General features: G+C 37.0%; 24 protein-coding genes. 21 read left to right on the top strand and 3 right to left on the bottom strand.

The genetic code is table 11. From position 1 onward, the window contains the following. Positions 1-135 precede the first annotated feature (135 nt). From GH741_RS13345 to GH741_RS13290, 12 genes are all read left to right on the top strand, one after another. Positions 136-1425, top strand: a complete 1290-nt coding sequence (locus GH741_RS13345) for a substrate-binding domain-containing protein (RefSeq protein WP_240795500.1) — start codon at positions 136-138, stop codon at positions 1423-1425. Positions 1426-1551: 126 nt separating this feature from the next. Continuing rightward, positions 1552-2319 carry an ABC transporter ATP-binding protein gene (locus GH741_RS13340; RefSeq protein ID WP_153737285.1) on the top strand — a complete coding sequence of 256 codons (768 nt, stop codon included), beginning with the start codon at positions 1552-1554 and terminating at the stop codon, positions 2317-2319. After that, complete coding sequence (locus GH741_RS13335) at positions 2303-3010, top strand: ABC transporter ATP-binding protein (RefSeq protein ID WP_153737284.1); 708 nt, start codon at positions 2303-2305, stop codon at positions 3008-3010. Before GH741_RS13340 ends, GH741_RS13335 begins: the two co-directional genes overlap by 17 nt. 11 nt (positions 3011-3021) lie before the next feature. Beyond that, positions 3022-3885, top strand: a complete 864-nt coding sequence (locus GH741_RS13330) for a branched-chain amino acid ABC transporter permease (protein ID WP_153737283.1) — start codon at positions 3022-3024, stop codon at positions 3883-3885. After that, complete coding sequence (locus GH741_RS13325; RefSeq protein WP_153737282.1) at positions 3886-4902, top strand: branched-chain amino acid ABC transporter permease; 1017 nt, start codon at positions 3886-3888, stop codon at positions 4900-4902. Between the two features lie 13 nt (positions 4903-4915). Further along, entirely contained in the window at positions 4916-5095 is a 180-nt protein-coding gene (locus tag GH741_RS13320; protein ID WP_153737281.1) for a hypothetical protein, read from the top strand. Positions 5096-5113: 18 nt separating this feature from the next. Continuing rightward, on the top strand, positions 5114-6118 hold the full coding sequence (locus tag GH741_RS13315; RefSeq protein ID WP_153737280.1) for a 3-oxoacyl-ACP synthase: 1005 nt from the start codon (positions 5114-5116) through the stop codon (positions 6116-6118). Positions 6119-6134: 16 nt separating this feature from the next. Then, positions 6135-7046, top strand: coding sequence for an intracellular short-chain-length polyhydroxyalkanoate depolymerase (gene phaZ / locus GH741_RS13310; protein WP_153737279.1), 912 nt, complete (start codon positions 6135-6137; stop codon positions 7044-7046). After that, positions 7043-7786, top strand: coding sequence for a 3-oxoacyl-ACP reductase FabG (gene fabG, locus GH741_RS13305; protein ID WP_153737278.1), 744 nt, complete (start codon positions 7043-7045; stop codon positions 7784-7786). Before phaZ ends, fabG begins: the two co-directional genes overlap by 4 nt. A gap of 13 nt (positions 7787-7799) precedes the next feature. Continuing rightward, positions 7800-8972, top strand: a complete 1173-nt coding sequence (locus tag GH741_RS13300; RefSeq protein WP_153737277.1) for a thiolase family protein — start codon at positions 7800-7802, stop codon at positions 8970-8972. Positions 8973-9040: 68 nt separating this feature from the next. Next, entirely contained in the window at positions 9041-10549 is a 1509-nt protein-coding gene (locus GH741_RS13295) for an acyl-CoA synthetase (protein WP_338079430.1), read from the top strand. 121 nt (positions 10550-10670) lie between these two features. After that, complete coding sequence (locus tag GH741_RS13290; RefSeq protein WP_153737276.1) at positions 10671-11048, top strand: cupredoxin domain-containing protein; 378 nt, start codon at positions 10671-10673, stop codon at positions 11046-11048. Positions 11049-11203: 155 nt separating this feature from the next. Here GH741_RS13290 and GH741_RS13285 read toward each other — a convergent pair whose 3' ends face one another. Further along, positions 11204-11512 (bottom strand): hypothetical protein, encoded by a 309-nt coding sequence (locus tag GH741_RS13285; protein WP_153737275.1) that lies wholly within the window; start codon positions 11510-11512, stop codon positions 11204-11206. A 151-nt stretch (positions 11513-11663) separates the two neighbouring features. After that, positions 11664-12284 carry a class I SAM-dependent methyltransferase gene (locus GH741_RS13280; RefSeq protein WP_420809403.1) on the bottom strand — a complete coding sequence of 207 codons (621 nt, stop codon included), beginning with the start codon at positions 12282-12284 and terminating at the stop codon, positions 11664-11666. A gap of 138 nt (positions 12285-12422) precedes the next feature. Between GH741_RS13280 and GH741_RS13275 the strand changes: the two genes are divergently transcribed. From GH741_RS13275 to GH741_RS13255, 5 genes are all read left to right on the top strand, one after another. Next, positions 12423-12890 (top strand): MarR family winged helix-turn-helix transcriptional regulator, encoded by a 468-nt coding sequence (locus GH741_RS13275; RefSeq protein WP_153737273.1) that lies wholly within the window; start codon positions 12423-12425, stop codon positions 12888-12890. 350 nt (positions 12891-13240) lie between these two features. After that, positions 13241-13870 (top strand): SDR family oxidoreductase, encoded by a 630-nt coding sequence (locus tag GH741_RS13270; protein ID WP_153737272.1) that lies wholly within the window; start codon positions 13241-13243, stop codon positions 13868-13870. Positions 13871-14069: 199 nt separating this feature from the next. Beyond that, on the top strand, positions 14070-14348 hold the full coding sequence (locus tag GH741_RS13265; RefSeq protein WP_153737271.1) for a glutaredoxin family protein: 279 nt from the start codon (positions 14070-14072) through the stop codon (positions 14346-14348). A gap of 176 nt (positions 14349-14524) precedes the next feature. Continuing rightward, positions 14525-14932, top strand: a complete 408-nt coding sequence (locus GH741_RS13260) for a YppG family protein (RefSeq protein ID WP_153737270.1) — start codon at positions 14525-14527, stop codon at positions 14930-14932. 215 nt (positions 14933-15147) lie between these two features. After that, complete coding sequence (locus GH741_RS13255) at positions 15148-15834, top strand: alpha/beta hydrolase (protein WP_153737269.1); 687 nt, start codon at positions 15148-15150, stop codon at positions 15832-15834. A 127-nt stretch (positions 15835-15961) separates the two neighbouring features. Here the strand turns inward: GH741_RS13255 and GH741_RS13250 are convergent, their stop codons facing one another. Continuing rightward, entirely contained in the window at positions 15962-16885 is a 924-nt protein-coding gene (locus GH741_RS13250; protein WP_153737268.1) for a DMT family transporter, read from the bottom strand. A 624-nt stretch (positions 16886-17509) separates the two neighbouring features. Here GH741_RS13250 and cshA point away from each other — a divergent pair. From cshA to GH741_RS13230, 4 genes are all read left to right on the top strand, one after another. After that, positions 17510-18994 carry a degradosome RNA helicase CshA gene (cshA, locus tag GH741_RS13245; protein WP_153737267.1) on the top strand — a complete coding sequence of 495 codons (1485 nt, stop codon included), beginning with the start codon at positions 17510-17512 and terminating at the stop codon, positions 18992-18994. Between the two features lie 772 nt (positions 18995-19766). Further along, a complete protein-coding gene (locus GH741_RS13240) occupies positions 19767-20309 on the top strand; it encodes an RNA polymerase sigma factor (RefSeq protein ID WP_153737266.1) in 543 nt (180 codons plus the stop codon). Continuing rightward, positions 20302-20622 carry a hypothetical protein gene (locus GH741_RS13235; RefSeq protein WP_153737265.1) on the top strand — a complete coding sequence of 107 codons (321 nt, stop codon included), beginning with the start codon at positions 20302-20304 and terminating at the stop codon, positions 20620-20622. Before GH741_RS13240 ends, GH741_RS13235 begins: the two co-directional genes overlap by 8 nt. Continuing rightward, positions 20612-22756, top strand: coding sequence for a carboxypeptidase-like regulatory domain-containing protein (locus GH741_RS13230; RefSeq protein WP_153737264.1), 2145 nt, complete (start codon positions 20612-20614; stop codon positions 22754-22756). Before GH741_RS13235 ends, GH741_RS13230 begins: the two co-directional genes overlap by 11 nt. Positions 22757-22790: the final 34 nt, after the last annotated feature.

The following is a 22790-nucleotide window of genomic DNA, read 5'->3' as shown; positions in this document are numbered from 1 at the left end:
GGTAGTATTATCTCTATATGTATTCTAAATATGACTTCCGATATGAAGGAAGTCTTTTTTTGTAACTCCGTTGTAACTTTGTTTAATTATGATGACCTCAGTAGGTAATCTTACAAAATCAAGGGGGAAAATAAGATGGCGTGGAAGCAATATTTAAGTGTACTATTTATGAGTCTTTTACTTGTAGTGTTTATGGTTGCTTGTGGAAATGATGAAGAAGCTTCTGAAACAGATGCTGAAACAGAAACCGAAACGGAAACAGAGACGGATACAGAAGCAGAAGAAACTGACACTACCGCAGAGGAAGAGGAACCAATGGAAACAGTGAAAATTGGTGTTTTAGCTTCCTTAACAGGTGCACTTGAGGCTTATGGTGTACAGACGAAAAATGGTTTTGAACTTGGGATTGATTATGCAACAGGTGGAACAGGCGAAGTTGCTGGAAAGAAGATAGAAGTAATTTTTGAAGATACTGAGACAGACCCAAAGGTTGCAAGGCAAAAAGCACTAAAGTTGATTGAGGATGATGGTGTTGATTTCTTAGTGGGATCATCAAGTTCTGGAGATACGCTTGCTGTAACACCACTAGCTGAGGAATATAAAAAAATTATGGTTGTTGAACCTGCCGTAGCTGATAGTATTACAGGATCTGAGTTTAACGAGTACATCTTCCGTACTGGAAGAAATTCTTCTCAAGATGCTGTTGCAGGCGCAGCAGCTATCGCTGATGAAGGAGTTAAAATAGCTACTCTTGCACCAGATTATGCATTCGGGCGTGATGGAGTTTCCGCATTTGTAAAGGCTGCAGAGGATTTAGGTGCAGAAATTGTTCATGAAGAATATGCAGATCCAGCTGCAACTGACTTTACGGCTAATATTCAAAAGATAATTAACTCTGAACCCGATTATCTATTTGTTATTTGGGCTGGAGCAAATACTCCTTGGAACCAAATTGCTGATATGAAATTACAGGATAGGGGAATTAAAATATCTACTGGGGCACCAGACATTGCAGCGTTAGCAACAATGCAACCATTAGTGGGTATGGAAGGATTCACTGTTTATTATCATGACCTACCTGATAATGAAGTCAATGACTGGCTAGTAGAAGAGCATAAAAAACGTTTTGATGGTGCGGTACCAGATCTATTTACGCCAGGTGGAATGAGCGCAGCAATCTCAATAGTCGAAGCGTTAACCCAAACAGAGGGCGACACGAATGCAGACTTGTTAATCGATACGATGGAAGGGATGAGTTTTGAAACTCCGAAAGGAACGATGACTTTCCGTCCTGAGGATCATCAGGCATTACAATCTTTGTATGCGATTACATTGGAAGAAAAAGAAGGATTTGACTATCCCGTACCAGTTCTAAACAGAGTATTAGAGCCGGAAGAAACAGAGCCTCCAATCATGAATCAATAAAGTAGAACTTCCACCAATGGGATCTCTCCCATTGGTGGTTGGATTATGTTTTAAATACCCTTACCACCTTTTAGGTGAGGGTATGATTTTACAAAAAGAAGATTTCTAAGTTATGGGGTGATTCCGTTGGAAACAATACTTGAATCAAAAGGTTTATCGATAGCTTTCGGTGGACATATAGCTGTCAATCAGATATCCATATCTATTTTGGAGAAGCAGTTTACTTCAGTAATAGGCCCAAATGGGGCTGGTAAAACAACGTTATTCAATCTACTAAGTGGTCAACTTTCTCCGACTGCAGGAAAAATATTTTTTAAAGGCCAAGACATAACTTCATTTTCACCCACTGATAGAGCACGACTTGGAATTGGGAGATCCTTCCAGATAACTAACGTTTTCCCAAATTTAACTGTTTTAGAGAATGTCAGGCTTGCAGTCCAATCCCAGGCAAAGGTACGCTATCAAATCTTTGCTCATTATAAGCACTACAAGCAATTTGAAGAGAAAGCTTTATCTCTACTAGAAACAGTGTTACTAAACAATAAAGCAACAGTAATAGCTAGCAATCTTGCACATGGAGAAAAAAGAAAACTAGAAATTGCTATGCTTTTAGCCTTAGAGACAGAAGTATTATTACTTGATGAACCAACTGCAGGAATGTCAATCGAGGAAGTACCCGCAATATTAGAAGTAATTAAGAAAATTAAAGAGCAAGGAGATAGAACCATCGTATTAATAGAGCACAAAATGGATATGATTCTCGATTTATCTGATGAGGTTATGGTCTTATTTCATGGTGAGTTGCTTGCTAGAGGTACTCCTGCTGAAATTATGGATAACGAGAAGGTTCAATCTGCCTATTTAGGAGGATCATATGATGAGCACCTTGCTTGAATTAAATAACGTACAGACGCATATTAACCAATTTCACATCTTACATGACATTTCATTTGAAGTGCCTAAAGGTGAAGTTACTGTTCTGTTAGGAAGAAATGGTGCTGGAAAAACTACTACTCTACGATCGATTATGGGACTTAATCCACCAACAGAAGGAACAGTTAGTTATAAGGGTCAAGTGATTAATAAATGGAAACCACATATGATTGCAAGAAATGGCATTGGGTATGTCCCTGAAGATCAGGGGATATTTGGTGACTTAACAGTGGGAGAAAATATTCGTGTTGCGATGCAGAAGGAAGATGAGACTACAACGGAACATCTAGAGTGGGTATTGGAATTGTTTCCGGATCTAAAAAAGTTTTGGAAAAAGCCTGGAGGTCAATTAAGTGGGGGTCAAAAACAAATGTTGGCAATTGCCCGTGCTTATGTAAACGACAATGAATTACTCTTAATTGATGAGCCAAGCAAGGGGCTAGCTCCAATTATCGTCGAAAAAGTAATGGAATCTATTTTATACATGAAGGAAAAAACAACAATTGTACTTGTAGAGCAAAACTTTATGATGGCTAGCAAAATAGGTGATAGCTTTCATATTATTGATGACGGAAAAACGGTTCACAATGGAATGATGAGTGATCTTAAACAGGATAAAAACTTAATGAAAAAATACCTTGGAATTGCTTAGGAGGTGTGGTTATGGATCTTTTTTTTAGTTTAACAGTAAACGGATTAGCAACTGGAATGCTTATTTTTCTTTTAGCTGCTGGACTCACACTTATTTTTGGATTAATGGATGTACTAAACTTTGCCCATGGTGGTTTATTTGTATGGGGTGCATTCAGTGGGGTTTGGGTTTATGACTTAACTGGTAGTTTTTGGTTAGGAATAGTCGGGGCAATTATTACAGGGCTAATACTTGGTGCAATAATTGAATATTTAATTATCCGACCAGTTTACGGGAATCATGTACAGCAAATATTAATTACTTTAGGTTTGATGCTTGTATTATCAGAGCTAATAAAAGTAGTATTTGGTCCAGACCAAAAAGCGGCAACTGCTCCAGAGTATTTACAGGGTAGCTTTATGGTTGGTGACGTTATTTTAATAAAGTATCGATTATTTATTATATTGGTAGGTTTTATAGTTTTTGGAGTAACTTCCTTGATCCTAAAACGAACTAGAATTGGTCTAATTGTTAGAGCGGGAGTTATGAATAAGGAAATGGTGCAAACCCTAGGAGTTAATATTCGCTTAGTATTCATGCTGGTGTTTATGGTTGGTGCAGCAATGGCAGCACTGGGTGGCATGTTGATGGCTCCATACTCGGGTGTAATCTATGCAGAGATGGGTTTAGAATTTGGTATTTTAGCATTCATTGTTGTAGTTATTGGTGGAATGGGAAGTTTTTCTGGATCGTTGCTCGCCGCAATATTAGTTGGGCTTGCGCAAGCATACATGGCTTATTATGTCCCAGCACTTTCACTAGCCGTAAACATGCTATTAATGACAGTAGTCCTTATTTTCAGACCACAGGGACTATTTAGGGTAGGGGTGAAATAAATGCAACAGTTACGCTTAAACTTCGAAAAAAGTACGTGGATTTATTTAGTTATAGCTTCCTTGTTATTTATTCTTCCCTTTATGATGTCAGGAAGAAGTATCATGTTTCTAGTTATGCAAATATTCATCTTTGGTATATTTGCAATGAGTTATGATCTACTGTTGGGATACACAGGTATCGTTTCATTTGGACACGCGATGTTCTTTGGTATTGGTGCTTACTCAATAGCGATTGTATTTGATCTAAATGAACCGACGATGTTTTATTTAATTGTTGGAGTTTTAATAGCTGTCTTATTAGCAGCAATTGTAAGTTTTGTTGTTGGTATTCTTACTTTGCGATTAAAAAGTCACTTCTATGCAATGCTGACATTAGCTCTAGCAGGTCTATTTTTAGTTGCTGCTGAAAAATGGAGAAGTGTAACAGGTGGAGCTGATGGTTTTACCATTTCAGTTCCGGAATTTTTCAAGGATCGGACAAATCTGTACCTTGTTTGTTTAATAGTAATGGTTCTTTTTTTCTTTGGATTGAGACGATTTACTAACTCTCCACTTGGAAGAGTACTAATGGCGATTCGAGAAAATGAAGGGCGTACAGAATCGTTAGGCTATAAGGTATTACATTATAAAGTGATTGTCAGTGTTGTGTCAGGTGTTGTGGCTAGTATTGCAGGTGTCTTATATATGCTATCACTACGATTTGTCGACACGAGTGTGTTTGCTACTGAAGTAACCCTAGACGCGTTATTAATGACCATTATCGGTGGAGTTGGTACATTAGTTGGGCCGATTATTGGAGCCGCTCTAATAGAGTTTGCGCATCATTGGTTATCTGATTTATCTGATGTACATTGGATATTTGAACGATGGATCATACTATTTGGTGCGGTATATATATTAGCAGTTATCTTTTTCCCGAAAGGAATTGCAGGAACAATACAGGAGTTGTATAGGAAAAAGAGGAAAAAACGACAGGACAATAAGGAAATTAAATCAGAAGATAAAATGGCGGGTTAAAGGAGGATGTGATTTGAGCCAGTTAATTACTTCATTCATAGTTAGATGTCACATTATTGAATCTGATAAACCGGAAAAGAAGGATTACCGAATCAAGTTGACACATGTTCAAGAAGAAAGCGAACTTTCCTTTGATTCGTTTGAGGAAGCAATGAATTATATGAAACAAACAGTTAATAACATACAGAGCTAGTAAATGGGGGAAGAGCTTATGAATGTCGGCATAAGAAGTACTGGTATTTACATCCCAAATCAAAAAATGACTTCTAAAGAATTAGCGGAGCAATCAGGGCTTCCGATAGAAGTTATTGAGCAAAAAATGGGGATCAAAGAAAAACCATTACCTGGTCCTGACGATCATACTTGTGCAATGGGTGTCGAAGCAGCGAAGGAAGCAATTGATAGAGCAGGTATTAATCCAACTGATATAGATTTGGTTATCTATATTGGCGAGGAACACAAAGAATATCCGTTATGGACAGCAGCAATTAAGCTTCAGCAAGAGGTAGGAGCAATTAATGCATGGGCATTTGATGTGGCACTTCGGTGCGGCACAACAATCATGGCGATCAAGATGGCAAAGGACATGATGATCGCGGATGAAACCATTAAAACGGTATTGTTAGCGGGTGGCTACCGTAACGTTGATTTTATTAACTATCAGAACCCTAGAACAAGGTTTATGTATAATCTCGGTGCTGGTGGCGGTGCAATAATACTAGAACGAGATATTAATAGAAACGTAGTGCTAGGAAGTCATCTAATTACCGATGGATCATTTTCCGAAGATGTAGTAGTAACTGCAGGGGGTACCAAAAATCCAATCACTGTGGATAACCTGCAAGCAGGAAAATATCAGTTGGATGTATTGGATCCAAAGGGCATGAAGGAACGCTTAGAAGAGAAATCAATTAAGAATTTCTTAGAATGCATTCGAAAGGCTTTGACCAAAAGTGGGTATAGTCAAGAAGATATTGATTATGTTGCCATGCTCCATATGAAACGTTCTGCCCATCATTATGTATTGGATGAATTAGGTGTATCATCTGAAAAATCTATTTATCTAGAAAATTACGGACATATTGGTCAAATCGATCAAATAATTTCTTTACAACTTGCAGATCAACAAGGGATGTTGAAAAAGGGTGATATTGTTGTTTTAGTAAGCGCAGGAATTGGCTATGCCTGGGGAGCTAACGTAATTCGTTGGGGGTAATAGAAAGGGTGAAAGTATGTCCAGTTTAGATTTAAAGCAAGCCACAATCCAAAACGGTGAAACATTAGGTTATAGGGAAAGAAGCGGTGGAGAAAAAGTAGTAATTCTAGTGCATGGGAATATGACTTCTTCGGTTCATTGGGATCTTGTACTAGAAAGTATGGATAACAAATATAAGCTTTATGCAATCGATTTGCGCGGTTTTGGAACATCTTCCTATCATAAACCAATTGAAACAATACAAGATTTTTCGAAGGATCTTAAGGAATTCATAGATCATTTAGGTTTGTCTGATTTTGCTCTAGTAGGTTGGTCTTTAGGTGGGGCAGTATGTCAGCAATTTTGTATCGATTATCCGGGTTATTGTAATCGCTTACTCTTAATCGCGTCAGCTTCTACCAGAGGATACCCGTTCTTCGGTACAGACGAAAAAGGCTTGCCGGATACGACAATGAGGCTAAAAACACTCGAGCAGGTGAAACAAGACATAGGAAAAACAAAAGTCGTTCAAACAGCTTACGATAATCGCGATCATAATGTATTAAAAATGATCTGGGATTATGGTATCTACACCAATAACAAACCAGATACAGAGCGGTATGAAAAGTACTTAGATGATATGTTAACACAACGAAACTTAGCTGAAACTTACCAGGCGTTAAATCTATTTAATATTAGTGGCTATGACAATGGGTTAACCAAGGGGAAAAATGAAGTAAGCATCATTACTATTCCTGTCTTGGTTATAAGAGGTGACCAGGACCTAGTCGTTACAGATAGAATGACGAAGGAACTCCTTGAAGACTATCAAGGTAGAGCTGAGTATGTTGAGATGAAAAACTGTGGTCATTCACCATTAATAGATAATTTAGATCAGCTATTAGGACACATGGAGCAATTTTTAGAGAGAGAGGAGCAATCCACATGACAAGACTAGAAGGTAAAGTTGCAATTATTACAGGTGCAGCGAATGGAATCGGTCTCCAGGCTGCAAAAACTTTTGCCATAGAAGGAGCTAAAGTCATTATTGCTGATTTTGATGAAGCTGTTGGTAGAAAAAGACAAGAGGAATTAAGCCAATCTGGATATGAAGTCATGTTTATCCAGGTAGATGTTTCCAACAGAGATAGTGTTGACCAAATGGTTGATAAAGTTATTGATCAACATGGCAAAGTTGACATTCTTATTAATAATGCAGGTATTACTAGAGATGCAATGCTATCCAAAATGACTGTGGAACAATTTCAACAAGTAATCAATGTTAACTTAACAGGAGTGTTTCACTGTACACAAGCAGTATTGCCTCAAATGGTTGAACAGGGCAAGGGAAAGATTATTAATACTTCCTCAGTATCTGGAACCTATGGCAATGTAGGACAAACAAATTATGCAGCAGCAAAAGCTGGAATTATTGGTATGACGAAAACATGGGCCAAGGAGCTAGGTAGAAAAGGAATTAATGTAAATGCTGTAGCGCCGGGATTTACTGAAACAGCAATGGTCACGGATGTCCCAGATAAGGTAATCGACCAAATGAAAAGCCAAATTCCAATGGGACGATTAGGCAAGCCTGAGGATATTGCAAATGCATATCTATTCTTGTCTTCGAACGAATCCGACTATGTAAATGGTCATGTTCTTCATGTTGATGGAGGAATAATGATGTAAGGAGGAAAGAATGATGAGAGATGTAGTTATAGTAGCCGCAAAACGAACCCCGATTGGTAGTTTTGGAGGTGCTTTTAAGGACTTATTACCAACAGACTTAATTGTGCCGGTTATCAAGTCAATTCTTTCAGAAAGTAAACTGAGTAATAGTGATGTCGATGAGGTAATCCTGGGGCATTGTATTCAGCGAACTGATCAGCCAAATACAGCAAGAACGGCAGCATTATTAGCAGGTCTTGATCAAACAACCACCGGATATACTGTTCAACGTCAATGTGCATCTGGTATGCAAGCAATTATATCAGGAGCCTTACAAATTCAGGCTGGTCTTTCTGATGTAGTTATTGCTGGTGGTGTAGAAAACATGAGCTCCAGCCCATATATATTAAATCAACATCGATTTGGTCAACGCATTCAACACGGACAAATAAGAGATAGTGTATGGGAGATTCTTGAAGATCCAATCGATCACATTATGATGGGAGAAACAGCAGAAAATTTAGCAGAAATGCATGATATATCAAGAAAAGAACAAGATGATTTAGCTTTACTCAGTCACTCTAGGGCAGTTCACGCAATGGAATCAGGAAAATTCGACTCACAAATAGTACCGATTACTGTGAAAAAGCGGAAAGAAAACATAGAGGTAACTAAAGACGAAAGCCCAAGAGCAGGACTGACATTAGATCAGCTTACGAAACTCAAGCCAGCTTTTAAACAAGATGGATCGGTTACTGCAGGTAATTCTTCTAGCATTAATGACGGAGCGGCTGCGCTATTATTAATGACAGCATCGGAAGCTGAGCGAAGAGGACTAGAACCGATGGCTAAGATAAAAGGTTACTCAGTTGCTGGTGTGGATCCAAGGATTATGGGACGTGGGCCAGTTCCTACGATAAAACAAGGGCTATCTAGTGTTAATTGGCAATTGCAAGACGCCGAATTAATTGAAATCAATGAAGCTTTTGCTGCGCAGTACTTAGCCGTGGAGAAGGAGCTTGGATTAAATCGTGAAATAACAAATGTAAATGGCAGTGGAATCAGTTTAGGGCATCCAGTCGGTTGCACAGGTGCAAGAATTACAGTGTCGTTATTACATGAGTTAATTTTACAAGATAAACGTAAGGGGATCGCATCGCTATGTGTTGGCGGGGGTATGGGTGCTGCATTATTTCTAGAAAGGTAGGTTCAGTAACTAGGTTGTAACTCTTGTTTACTATACTTTCCTTAACAAGTTAAAGAGGAGAGATTGGTGTGGGCTTTGAGCTGGATTGGATTAAAAGTAGATCCGTTTTACTTCCAAATAAATGTGCAGTGATTGACACAGTGTCAAACAATGCATGGACATATAGTCAATTAAATGATCGTTCAGCTTATTTAGCTGAGTATTTTTTATCAATAGGGGTTCAAAAAGGTTACCGGATTGCGTTATTAGCAACCAACCATGTATGTTATTTTGACTTTTTATTTGCTTGTATAAAGATAGGAGCGATATTTGTCCCATTAAATTGGCGACTATCTACTAGTGAGCTAGGTTATATGTTAGAAGATTGCACACCAACAATTGTAGGAATACAGTCATCTTTTATCAAACAAACCGACCAGTGGAAGTTGGATTTTCAGTTGTTAGAAATTGACTCAAATAATTATATTTCGAGACTAAACAACAGACCAAGAAATACAAAAACGAAACTGGATTTATCGGAAAACGACCCATTGGCCATGATCTACACCGGTGGGACCACAGGAAAACCTAAAGGTGCAGTCCTGTCACATCGATCTATTGTATGGAATGGTATTAATACGATAGTTAGTTGGAATCTAACAGATCAAGACACAACCTTAACATGCTTGCCAATGTTCCATACTGGTGGATTAAATGCACTATCGATTCCAATCTTAATGGCAGGTGGAACCGTTGTGCTATCGCCAAGTTTTCGGCCAGAACAGGCGGTAAAACACCTAATCGATTATAAGTGTACAATTGTGTTGTTTGTCCCAACGATGTACCATATGTTAATTAAATCAGCTGACTTTGAAAAAGCTAACTTTCCAAATATGAAAGTCTTTTTATCTGGTGGTGCTCCTTGTCCACTGGGGATTTATGAAATATTTAGTCTTAGAGGATTTGCTTTTAAAGAAGGATATGGTTTAACAGAGGCCGGTCCAAATAATTTCTATATTGATCCTAAGGATGCTAAAAGAAAACCGGGTTCTGTCGGAAAGCCAATGCTATTTAATGAAGTCAAAATAGTAAATTCCAATGGAAATAAGACTAGTGATGATGAAGTAGGTGAGCTATTATTACGCGGAAATCATTTGTTTGACTATTACTGGAATAAAAAGGATGCTACAAGCCGTGCAATTGTAAAGGGATGGTTGCATACAGGAGACTTAGCTAGAATGGATGACGAAGGTTATGTCTATATTGTCGGCAGAAAAAAAGACATGATTATTACTGGTGGAGAAAATGTTTATCCTTTAGAAATAGAAAATTGGATGGAATCCCACGATTCAGTTGAAGAAATAGCTGTGATTGGAGTTTCAGATGAAAAATGGGGTGAAATGGTTATTGCATTTGTCGCTCCCCATCATAACGTTTCAGTTACCGAGGAAGAATTAAAGGAATATTGCAAGAAAAAAATGGCAAGTTACAAGATACCAAAACGGTTTTATATCGTTGATCAATTACCCAAAACGCATGTAGGAAAAATTAATAAGAATCAACTAAAAAAACAATTGAGAAAAGTAAAAGAAGACTAAACATAACCCTTGGTCTTCTTTTATTTTTTTTCACTAAAGTTTCACAAAAAATTAGGTTTAATAACTTTATTGAGGAGAAATAGTTATTGTACACAGTTTTTGAAGGAGGGTAACTCAATCTATGAAAAAAAGTTTATTGATTATAATAATGTTAGGAATGATAGCAATTCTTGTAGCATGTGGAGGAGCCTCGGATGATACCGATCAACAAGCAGAAGGGGATTCTAATGAGCAGGAAGGACAAGCTCTTACAATAACCGCAACGGACTTTGAATTTGATCAAGAGGAATACACCGTATTAGCAGGAGAACCTGTAACAATTGATTTTGCAAGTGAACAAGGAACACATGGTATCGGAATTGATGAATTTGAAGTAAATATTAAAGGCGATGGATCAGCAACATTTACCCCTGAAGCATCTGGTGAATATGAAATTTATTGCACTGTGCCTTGTGGTACCGGTCATTCAGATATGAAATCTACTTTAGTCGTTCAATAATAATCTTACTCGATAAAGATACTCAAAATAGTAACTAGTGTTACTTACTTTTACCCTGTAAAGTAAGTGTGAAATGGAACTAAAAGCACCCTTTATGGGTGCTTTTAATTTCCAGAAAAGTTCAGTTTATAACGAACTATTATTTGTGTTAAATTTCAAAGGCCCCCTCTACTTTGAGTAAACCCTTCATCTATAGTTTTCTTCTTAAAAACACCTGTTAACAATATAATAAGTCCTACTATGAAAAGGATTGGAAACAAGTACCACATAATCAGTCCAGCCCATGCGTTTTCAACAATAATTGCATAAGTTAATCCAATTGAGAAGGATAGGAATGGGGCTATTGCTACCATAGTGGTGATGCCCCAAATGATATACTTTTTTCTTTTCGGCTTTCCATTGCTTAATTGCAATGCAACTACTGAACCTAGTATTGCTATGGCTAATCCTAAAAAAATAGCCATTGTATTTCACCTCTCTTTTCACTTAAAAACGTGTTTATTATTAGTACAACCTATCCATATGTACTATCATCTTTTTGTTGTACCTATTTGTAAAAAAGCCATAAACAGGCTATCAATAAACTAAAACACCATCCCTGAGAAAGCGAATGGTTTACTTTGTGCATACTGCAATTCCTAGAGGATAGTTACGGTCTTTCTGGAAGGGTTCAATTAACACACCTTTCTGACAATAAAACTCTTGTTGAGAATATCGATCAAATAAGGAATAAAACTCTTCAGGTGTTAATTGATGAACATGAAAAGGTGATCCACATGGTATACCTCTTCCTTTCCCAAAAGGGGTTGAGATGACTACAGTTCCTCCTTTTTTTAATAAAGAATAATAATTACTTAATATTTTCTCTTCCTGTTCAATATGCTCTAGGGTTTCAAAGCTGACAATCGTATCGAATAGTCCAAGCTTATTAACAAGTTTTTCGTCAATGGCATCTTCAACCTGGAAAAAGGATTTTGGGTGATAGTAAGTGCTTTTGGCATATTTAATAATTTTCGGATCAATATCTACACCAATTACTTCATCTACATTAGACTGCTTATCCTTTGCAATTAAATGTGTTCCAAATCCAGAACCGCACGATAAATCAAGAACTCTACCTTTGACAAAATTTAAAACGAATTGATATCTAGCAATGTGTTCTAATAATAATTTGTTCATTGGTTTCATGTATTCTGGTATAACTCGTTCCCCTGTATCTTCTAACAAACAGAGCACCGCTTTCTATTAGTTTCTATTCTAATTATGCCATAAGGTTCCTAGACATCCAAGGGTCAAGTGGAAGGGTAGTTGACAAGAATTTTACTACTTTAATATAATACGTGTAATTCGAGATAATAAGAGAGGGTGAGTGTAATGGATAAAGAAGATTTGTATAATCGGAAAAAACAGGATCCCTCGTTAAAGCTATTTGTAGTATTATCAAAAGCTTACCGTTCAGTTGCAGATCAAGTTACGGTTGATATTCGGAAAAAAGGGTTAAATCCCACTGAATTCGGGGTGCTAGAACTACTGTATCACCAAGGGGATCAACCCTTACAGAAAATTGGCGATAAAATCTTGTTGGCAAGTGGAAGTATTACCTATGTAGTAGACAAACTAGAGCAAAAAGGATTTGTCTTAAGAAAACCATGTGAACAGGATCGTAGAATAACCTATGCATCTATTACTAGCGAAGGAAAAGATCTGTTAAATGAAATTTTCCCGGAACACTGGAAACAAATTGAGTCGATAACCGATGGCCTTACAACTGAAGAGAAGCAACAGGCAATACAGTTGTTGAAAAAAATTGGAATGCATGCGGAACAATTAAAATTCAAATAAATAATCACTAACAAAAAACAGTGAATCTTGTGACTTTTGTCACTGAATAAATTCATAAAGGCAATTAACATAGAAATTGAGATTGGGATGTCTCTGCTCTATAAATAATCGGTATGCTAGTGTCGGAACGCTAGTTTATCTAAGAGAATCTGAACCTAGGTTTTCGACAAACGAAACGCTTGTCCATTATTGGATAGGCGTTTCGTTTTTTGCTTTATATAAGTGAAATCTCAGTATAGTCGTGTGTAGTGTTGCCTCTTTCCTTGCATAAATTTTTAACGGTAAGTTTATTACGTTTAGGAACTGTTTCCGCTGGGAATACCATGATTAGATTGAAAAGGAGGCAGGTCATGAATGTATTAGTAATAGGTGCTAATGGCAAGGTTGGTAAGCACATAATTAAGAAATTACAGGAATCGAATCACCAACCTGTTGCCATGGTTAGAGACACAGAGCAAGTTCCTTACTTTGAACAGTTAGGTGTAAAAACGGTCTTAGGTGATTTAGAAAAAGACTTTTCCAATGCCTTTTACGGTGTCGATGGTGTAATATTTGCGGCGGGGTCCGGTCCAAACACTGGAGCTGACAAAACAATAATTATTGATCAAGAAGGCGCAATAAAATCGATAAATTATGCAAAACAGTTCGATATCCAACGTTTTATGATGTTAAGTTCAATCAAAGCTGATCAACCCGAAGAGGTTCCTGAAATGAAACATTACCTATTTGCAAAACATCGTGCTGACGAGTACTTAAAAAGCTCAGGATTGAACTACACGATTGTCAGGCCGGGTGGATTAACCAATGAAGTAGGCACGGGTAAAGTGCAAATGGAACAGCATATCAAAGAATTCGGAACGATACCAAGAGAAGATGTTGCTGCCACTCTCGTTTATCTTTTATCTGTTCCAAGAGCTAAAAACAAAAGCTTTGATTTGGTAAGTGGAACGACAATACTAGGTGAATTACTAGCTTATTAAAGCTCCTTTCCAATATTGGAGAGGAGTTTCACTCATTCCATTTCTCGGCATAACGCAGAACCGACCTCTTTTTAAGGCGAAGATAGCTTGATAGGAGTATGGATAAGCATTTCAAAAAATGGTTTATCTATGCAAAAAAAGGGTATTTAAATAAGGAATGAGCGATGGACAGGTTCATAATAGTTATAGGAGGGGCAACATGACTAATCATGATGTGGTCGTTTATGTGAGTAGTAATTGTAAACAATGTGAACAGGTACTCTCTTTATTAGACGATTGGGGTGTTACCTATCAAGAAATAAATACATCTAAAGATAGGGATTATATGAAGGAATTACAAAAAAACAACATTTACGGTACACCTGCAACATTTATTGGCAATGAAATTGTATTAGGATTGCAAAAGAATAAACTAAAGCGGGAACTCGGACTTGAAGCTAATAAGACATTTTTATATACAAGTTCATTTAATAGGTAATGGTCAAGTAGGTAACGAAACCTGCTTGACTTTTTTAAGGTAATTCTGTTACACATACTCCAAATGGTTAACCTGCTCAAGATAGTCCTCTGCAGATAAGTTTTTAGTCTATTAACAATTCTTTTTCCTATTGCATAAACTAAAGTAAATATGAAAGTTCCGAAAGAGGTGTTCACATGACTAACTTTAGAGCGCCATATTTCCCTCAACAAAACTATAACTACATGCAATCATTTCCTTACCCTGAGCAACCACCGCAAAATCAAAATATAGGAATGATACAGGGAAATGACGCACCAATATCTGTATCACCATATCACTACTTTGCAAAACCTTTACAGCCCATTGAACAGCCAGTACAGCAAGCCCAACACTGGAATACTAACTATCAACCGGTACCAAATGCACCAAAGCAACCATTGAACCAGCCACCTACTAAAGGACTAATAAGCTATTTTCAGGACAGTAATGGGCAGGTTGATATTGATAAAATGTTAAATACAGTAGGGCAAATGGCTAACACGTACCATCAAGTCTCGCCTATTGTGAAGGGAATTGGATCGTTTGTAAAAGGTTTCAGATAATAGGGAACGCTAATCCTTGTCAATTTGGCAGGGATTTCAAAATTTAAGTATTTTACTATTCGTTAAAAAGCAAATTTTAATCAAACGATTATTTTGACGTATGAAATACTTCTAGGAACAGATTATAAGTTCTACAAGGATATGGTTACACAGCCTGTGGTAATCTCCCAGTTTTTCAAAAAAAGAATGATTATCAATATAAAAGGAGATTCATTATGGTAGTAGGATGTTTATGTATTCACGGTTTTACTGGAGGAGCTTATGAATTAGATCCACTAGCTAATTATTTAAGAAATTATACCGATTGGCAAGTAGAAGTTCCAACATTACCCGGCCATGGTGAAGTTCTCAACCTAAATGAGGTCACCTTTCGGCAGTGGATTGATCAAGCGGAAGTTGCATTAATGAAATTAAAGAAAAAATGCGACAAAATTTATCTTATTGGATTTTCAATGGGAGGTATGATTGCCTCTTATCTCGCAGCAAAACATAATGTGGCTAAATTAGTCTTGCTATCAACATCCAGAAAGTACATTAGCTGGACGCAAATGACAATGGATATAGGGCGGTTTGTTAGGATGGGTTTTTCAGGTGAATTAAATGATGACCCATTATTCAAACGATATATGAGTAAAAGAGGTGCTGTTCCGGTCAAGGCAATGATTGAATTTTTAAAATGCATGAAATTCACGAAGCCTTATATAAAAAGAGTGAAATGTCCGGTATTAATTGCACAAGGTATACAAGATGGTATGGTGCCATATAAAACAGCCGTTTACTTAGACAAAGAAATTCCAACAGATACTAAGGTTATCTTCTTTAATGATTCCAAACACCATATATGTTTAGGGTCGGATAAAGATGTACTAATCGATAGAGTGAACTTGTTCCTGTTGCAATGAAAATCGCTCTAAAATTTCTGTTAGCTAGTTTAGGGTAGGAATGACAGGGCCATAACTTATTCCCTGCCAATAACCCTACATTTTCTACCATAATATAGGTGGGTATTATATGAGCACCACAAATTGATTACTCATTTTGTGAATTGTCTTTTCTCTGGGATATAGTGATTCTAGTTTTTCTAGAAGTGCTAACAGCAAACAAAAACAAACCGAAGATTACTATGGTACCACCTAGCCATTGTGACCAGGAAATTAGTTCACCCAAGATCAGGTAAGCAAGAATGGAAGCTCCTATAGGTTCAAAAATTATACTCATGGAAATAACTGATGTACTTACCCACCTGATTGCCCAGTTAAATAATGTGTGACCAAAAAATGTAGGAATAATAGCTAGTGCTATAAATACCCACCAATGATCCAGAGGATAACCAGTAAAAGGATGCTGCAAAACTAAATTGTAAATTATTAATGTTATTGCACTTATACCATAAACAATAAAAGTATAAGTCATTAGGGATAATCTTTTTCTAACATTTTGACCCATTAAAAAATAGACGGTTACCATCACAGCACCTATCAATGCAAGGATATCACCAAACAGGGCTAAACCACTTACTTGAAAGTCCCCCCATCCGATTATGATACTTCCTGTGATAGCAATAACCATGCTAATGATCGCACCAGCAGAAAAGCGCTCTTTAAAAAAGATGTATGTTCCAATAAAGGCAAAGAGAGGTTGTAAGGTAACTAAAACAACAGAACTTGCAACAGATGTATAATTTAACGATTCAAACCAAAAAATAAAGTGAAATGCTAGAAATACACCTGCTAAAACCGAAAGTAACCAATCTTTTTTAGAAACTAACCGAAATTCATTTCTGTGTTTTAACAAGACATAAGGAGCCATAATCAGAACAGCGATAAGTAAACGATAATTAGCAATTATAGAGGCCGGAGCGGTATTAGCTAATTTAACTAACACAGCAGCAGTCGATACCGATAGTACTCCAATTACTATAGCTATATATGGATTAATCGGAGGTTTATTCATAAAAATCCCTCCCTATAATAGTCATTTTTTCTTATTTTAACACTCATTTGTTTGAAAATCATTTCTATTACAGGTAGAATTAGTAAACAGAGTGTGATAAGATGTATTAATCCATTGAGTGCTCGCTATTAGGCCTCTTCCGTTGTGTGGAGGAAGGCTTTTTTCACGTTAAAAAGTAGGACTATTTTGTACTATCAAAATTTATCAAGTTGAGCAATTGTTCGTAAACCTTACATCAAAGCATTAATAAAAATCCATAACGTCTTGTAAGGAACAAACGCTATTAACCTGGTTGATTCAACTACTTTGTATAGGAAGGTTGAATCGGGTGGTAGTACGACGACCTGATGGTCTGTCTAGGATAGGCTTTGGCAAGTTCTGTGGTGAGGAATGTTGGTCTCACGACATGTTTAGTTTTGCCGAGTTAAGAAAAACTCAAATCTGTTATTTGAAGTGTTATGCAGAGTTTTTCTAATCAAGTCAGTTTGAACTAGTCGAACTTTAAGATTAACCATATATAATAAAACGTATTTGATCGTCGCTTAAGGGTCGACATGTAATTTAACGTGTTTTAATATAAACGTGCTGAATATGAGATCTAAGTAAAAAGGAGTAGGTAAGAAATTGACAACATTTAATGAATTAAATATTTCCAAACCAATTATGAAGGCATTAGAAAAAATGGGGTTTGAAGAGGCAACGCCGATTCAAGAGCAAACAATACCTCTAGGTATGCAAGGGAAAGATGTTATCGGACAAGCTCAGACAGGTACTGGTAAAACAGCAGCATTCGGTATTCCAATGATTGAAAAGATTGATCAAAATGTTAAGAAAATTCAAGGTTTAGTTGTGGCTCCAACGAGAGAGCTTGCTATTCAGGTTTCTGAAGAAATTCACAGACTTGGTAAATTTAAAGGGGTTAGAGCCCTACCTGTATATGGTGGACAACACATGGATCGTCAAATTAGAGCTCTTAAAGATGGTCCGCATATCGTTGTAGCTACACCGGGTCGTTTACTCGATCATATTCGTAGAAAAACGATCAATATAAGTAATGTTCATACAGCAGTTCTAGATGAAGCAGATGAAATGCTCAACATGGGATTCATTGATGATATTCGTGATATTTTAAAATCAATTCCTGAGGAAAGACAAACACTTTTATTTTCTGCCACAATGCCAAAGGAAATCAGAGATATTGCTTCAACGTTAATGAAGCAACCAGAAGAAGTAAAAGTTAAATCAAAAGAAATGACTGTTTCAAATATTGCTCAATTTTTTGTTGAGGTTCACGAAAAACAAAAGTTTGACACTCTAACAAATCTTCTAGATACTCACACACCTGCACTTGCTATTATCTTCGGCCGTACGAAGAAAAGGGTCGATGAAGTAACAGAAGGTTTGCATGCTCGTGGTTTCCGTGCGGAAGGAATACATGGTGACTTAACACAAGGTAAACGTATGTCAGTTTTAAACAAGTTTAAAACTGGTAAAATTGAAATCCTTGTTGCAACAGACGTTGCCGCTCGTGGATTAGATATTTCTGGTGTAACTCATGTGTACAACTTAGATGTTCCACAGGATCCGGAAAGCTATGTTCACCGAATCGGTCGTACAGGAAGAGCTGGAAAAACTGGAGAGGCAATTTCATTCATTACACCAAGAGAGATACCTCATCTACATTTAATTGAAAAAGTAACGAAAAGCAAGATCAAACGACTTCAGGCACCATCAATGGATGATGCTAGACGTGGTCAGCAACAGATTACAGTAGAAAAGCTGAATGACACTATTAATAAAAAAGAATTACAAGAGTACAGAGAAACAGCAACAGAATTGCTTGATCAATATGATTCTGTAACAGTTGTTTCCGCAGCATTAAAAATGTTAACTAAAGAGCGTCGTGACTCACCAGTTACCCTGACATCAGTTTCACCTGTTAGTATTAAAGGTGGAAAAGGTGGCGGTGGTAAGAAAAATTACCGTGGTGGCGGCGGAGGTGGCGGTGGCGACAAGAGAAATAACTTCTCTCGCAAAGGTAAACCAGCCGGCCGTAACCGTAAGTTCCAAAATAAACGTGGCTCTAGTAGTCGTAACCAAGATTCTTAATATAATTAATAAGAAGTGCCGTCAATTGTTGATGGCACTTCTTTTTGTTTTATTTGAAAATAGTTTTACACTTAATTTAACTGAAATGAAATTTCATTTTGTTGTTTTTTAATCTTCGCACTTGATATAAAAAGCGTCGTAACTTTGCCGTGACTGTACCCCATCCTTTATAGGATGAGTGATCATCCCTCGCTTCGGAAAAACACTCCCTTTCCATGGGGAACGCTTCAGCCTCCTCCGAGAAAACCGCTCGTTGCGGGGTCTTCAGACTGTTCCTTTCCCATAGGAGTGTCGCATTTTTCCGAAGCTTTGATTAGCTTTCTGTTCAGGTGATAAGAACTCCAAGATATGTTTAATAATGAAAATAAACTACTCATAAAATAGAATTTTCATGTATTTATTACACTAATGGAGTGTTTGATAATTTCAGACACAATAGCTATTTATTTGCTTTTATATGATGGTGATTGGAGCGGAGGGCAGTCGACTCCTGCCGGAACAGCACGGGTCTGAAGACCCCACAGTGGCGGTTTTCCACGAGGAGGCTGAAGCCGTGCCGGCGGAAAGCGACTGCCCGGAGCGGAAATCAACATAGCAGCACATTAAGGAAAAGTGTTAGAAATAAAATTAAAAAAGGTTACGTCGCAGTTTATAGATTTGCGTCAAAAACAATTATCTATTACAAAACAACTTTTAAAAAATATAGTAAATCATGCAACCTGATTCAATTGAATTGCATCTATACAAGTAGATGGTTTAGGGAGAGAGTCTATTGGATATTATCGATCGTTTAAAAGCACAGGAGGAATCTGCATTAATAGAGATTATGGACCAATACGGCTCGTATTTAAAGCGTACAGCTTATTTGACTTTAAAAGATAATCAATTAGCTGAAGAGATTGTCCAAGATACATTTATCAAGGCATTCCAAAAGATTGATCAGTTACAAGAAAAACAAAAGTTGAAAAGCTGGCTTACCACAATTGCAGTTAATTTATGTCGATCAACACTGAGGAAAAAAAAGTTACAACTTTTATCTATTGAGGAGGATTACAAGCAATTTGAAAGTGAACCAGACCAAACACCTGAAGAACAGATGTTAAAACTATTGAGGTTCACAAACCTCTCAGAAGCAATTATGTCATTGGATTACAAGTATCGCGAAGTTATTACATTACATTATTTTAATGAGTATAGCATTAATGAAATTGCAGATATAACTAGTTCCAAGGAAAATACAATCAAGAGCAGACTTTTAAGAGCACGACAACAATTACATGAGTTACTTGAGAAGGAGGAAATACGAATTGGATAAAGTAAAACAAAAGCTGGATGAAGAGTTAAAACAAATCACATTTTCTTCTAATCAAAAAGTACTCAATAAAATTAAAAAGAAGTCTGTTTATCAAAAGTGGAAAGATCTCTTAAATAATGAAGTGACTATTCCTTTAATTCCAGTTACAGGAATAGCGATGGGGCTAGTTGCTATAATTTCCATTTATCCAATCATTAATAATAACCCCACTGTACACAAAGAGGAATATCCTGTAGAAAATAAAATTATCGAGAGAGCAGGCAGTCTCTACTGGGAATCTTGGTTTAACGAGGTGAGTAAACATGAAAGTTAAAATCAAGGTTAAATATTTAATTTTGCTTGCTATTGCTATTCTAATTTTAGCAGTAGGAATTACTCAATGGTTATTACCATCCATCCAGGTAGAGATAGCAGAAAAAAGTACCGGTAAGCCTTTTGAAGAAACTGAAAATATTATTGAGTTATTAAACAGTGGTGATATTCCTGATTACAAAAGGCTTGATTTAATTGAGGAACATTTAATCCATTATGGCTATACAAATAGTTATGATGTTGAAGCGGGTCCATCAATGAGACAGGGTCCAACGTTACCATTGAATGCCACGCGCACAAAATATGTTGAGTGGTATGTAGAAAACAGCGATGACAAGAATGAAAGTTATTTTCATGCAGTTAATCAGCTGGCTTATAGCTATGCAAAACAAGGCGAGTTACAAAAAGCACAGCAATTCCTAACTAGCGTACTTGACTCGATGGATAATCTAAATGTTGACTATTGGAATTTATACAAAACAAGGGCTGAAGTTATGGCCCATATCGATCCTGAACAAGCTATTATTGATATAGACAAAGCAATTGGTTATCCGTATTTAACGAGTGAATTCACCGCGTTAAAGACCCATATTTTAAAAAATCAGGGTAACTATCAACAAGCATTAACTGTCATAAGTGAGACCGATTCTGGGGAAATTTCATCCCAACTAGCGAATCAAAAAAGGAATTTAGAAAACTGGGAAAAGGGTGCGTCATTACAAAAGGTACAGGGGAATTTTACTACCTCGAACGGAGACCCGATTTCTTTTGCTAAAGTATATTTACGAGTTCCGGGGAGTACAAATCACAGTATTATGCCAGAAGAGGAAATCCATTATGCAGTGACTGACGCGGAAGGAAGCTTTACAATTGCTGGTGTTCCTAGAGGATATTATCAGGTTCACTTAGGCATAGACATAAATCAAATGAATGGATATAAATGGGCAGTGGAGAATGATGAATGGCTAGAGATTGAAGGAGATATGACAAAAAACATAATCCTACAACCGTTAATCACAACTTCAAAACCTAGTAATTATCAAGAACTTACCGATGATGAGGTTCACTTTGAATGGGAACCAGTTGAAGGGGCTGCATATTATCAACTTGGGCTTGGTCTAGAATATGGGGATCACGGCAGTTCTTCAAGTCCAATGGGTGGAAAAATAGAAGGCAATAAAGTAACTATACCTGTTGAACTTATTTTTTCGCATCAAACTGGTATAAGTTTCGATGAAAATGAAGACGGGGATTTGCAAGTAATTCCTGAATCTTTACTTGCTTTTGCTAATCCAAATGCTGACCTCTATTGGTATGTCGAAGCATATGATAAGGAAGGAAATTTAATCACAGCTAGTAACGGATTTAGATTATCGAAGGAAACCATGGGAGACGTACCATACTTTAAACTAAAGCAAAGAAAACTAACCAATGCTGATCAATTACTTTTAAACAATAATATTAGTGGTGCACTTGAACAATATAAAAAGGCGTTAACTGATGATCCTAACAATCTTCATGCATTAAGAATGGTTGAACGTATAGTTTTATACGGTGATCGCGACAAATCATATGAAGAGGCTCGCACAGAGGCTAGGGCTTATACCGAAAAGTTAGCCGAGTTAACTAATTCTTCAACATACTGGTTTAGTTTATCGCAGGCCGCGTTCGCTAATGGGAAATGGGACGATTACTTCAAGTATTCTCAAAAAGTATCTCAAGCCCTAAATGGTGATATGTCTGATTATAGTAAAAGTATTTATGCGATTGCCCTAATGAAAAATGCCAAATTAGGTGATGCGGAAGAGCACTTCCAAGAAATTATGGAATCAGATAACAGCAATCGATTTTTGCCAGCATGGACCGCACTAAGACTTTATCAATCCAAAGACTTTGAAAGTGCAAAGCAATTAACCGAAGACTATCCAATACTCTCTCCAAATGAAAATTTAAACTGGGCGAGCCTTATTGAACGGTTGAGAGACCATGTAACGGCAAATAGTGAAAATAAGCTGCAATTCGAACGTGGATTAGAATTATATATGAGTGGAAAAGAAACAGAGTTTGAACAATGGTTAAAGAATCAGGAAGAAGGTATTATCAAGAGTTATTTTACGGAATTATCTAGGTTATAAGGATGAAGCTCAGACATAAATTTAGTGTCTGAGC

It is taken from the genome of Aquibacillus halophilus (genome assembly GCF_009649745.1).
In the GTDB taxonomy this organism is placed as follows: domain Bacteria; phylum Bacillota; class Bacilli; order Bacillales; family Amphibacillaceae; genus Aquibacillus; species Aquibacillus halophilus.
This window is presented reverse-complemented; position numbering and strand designations above follow the sequence as displayed.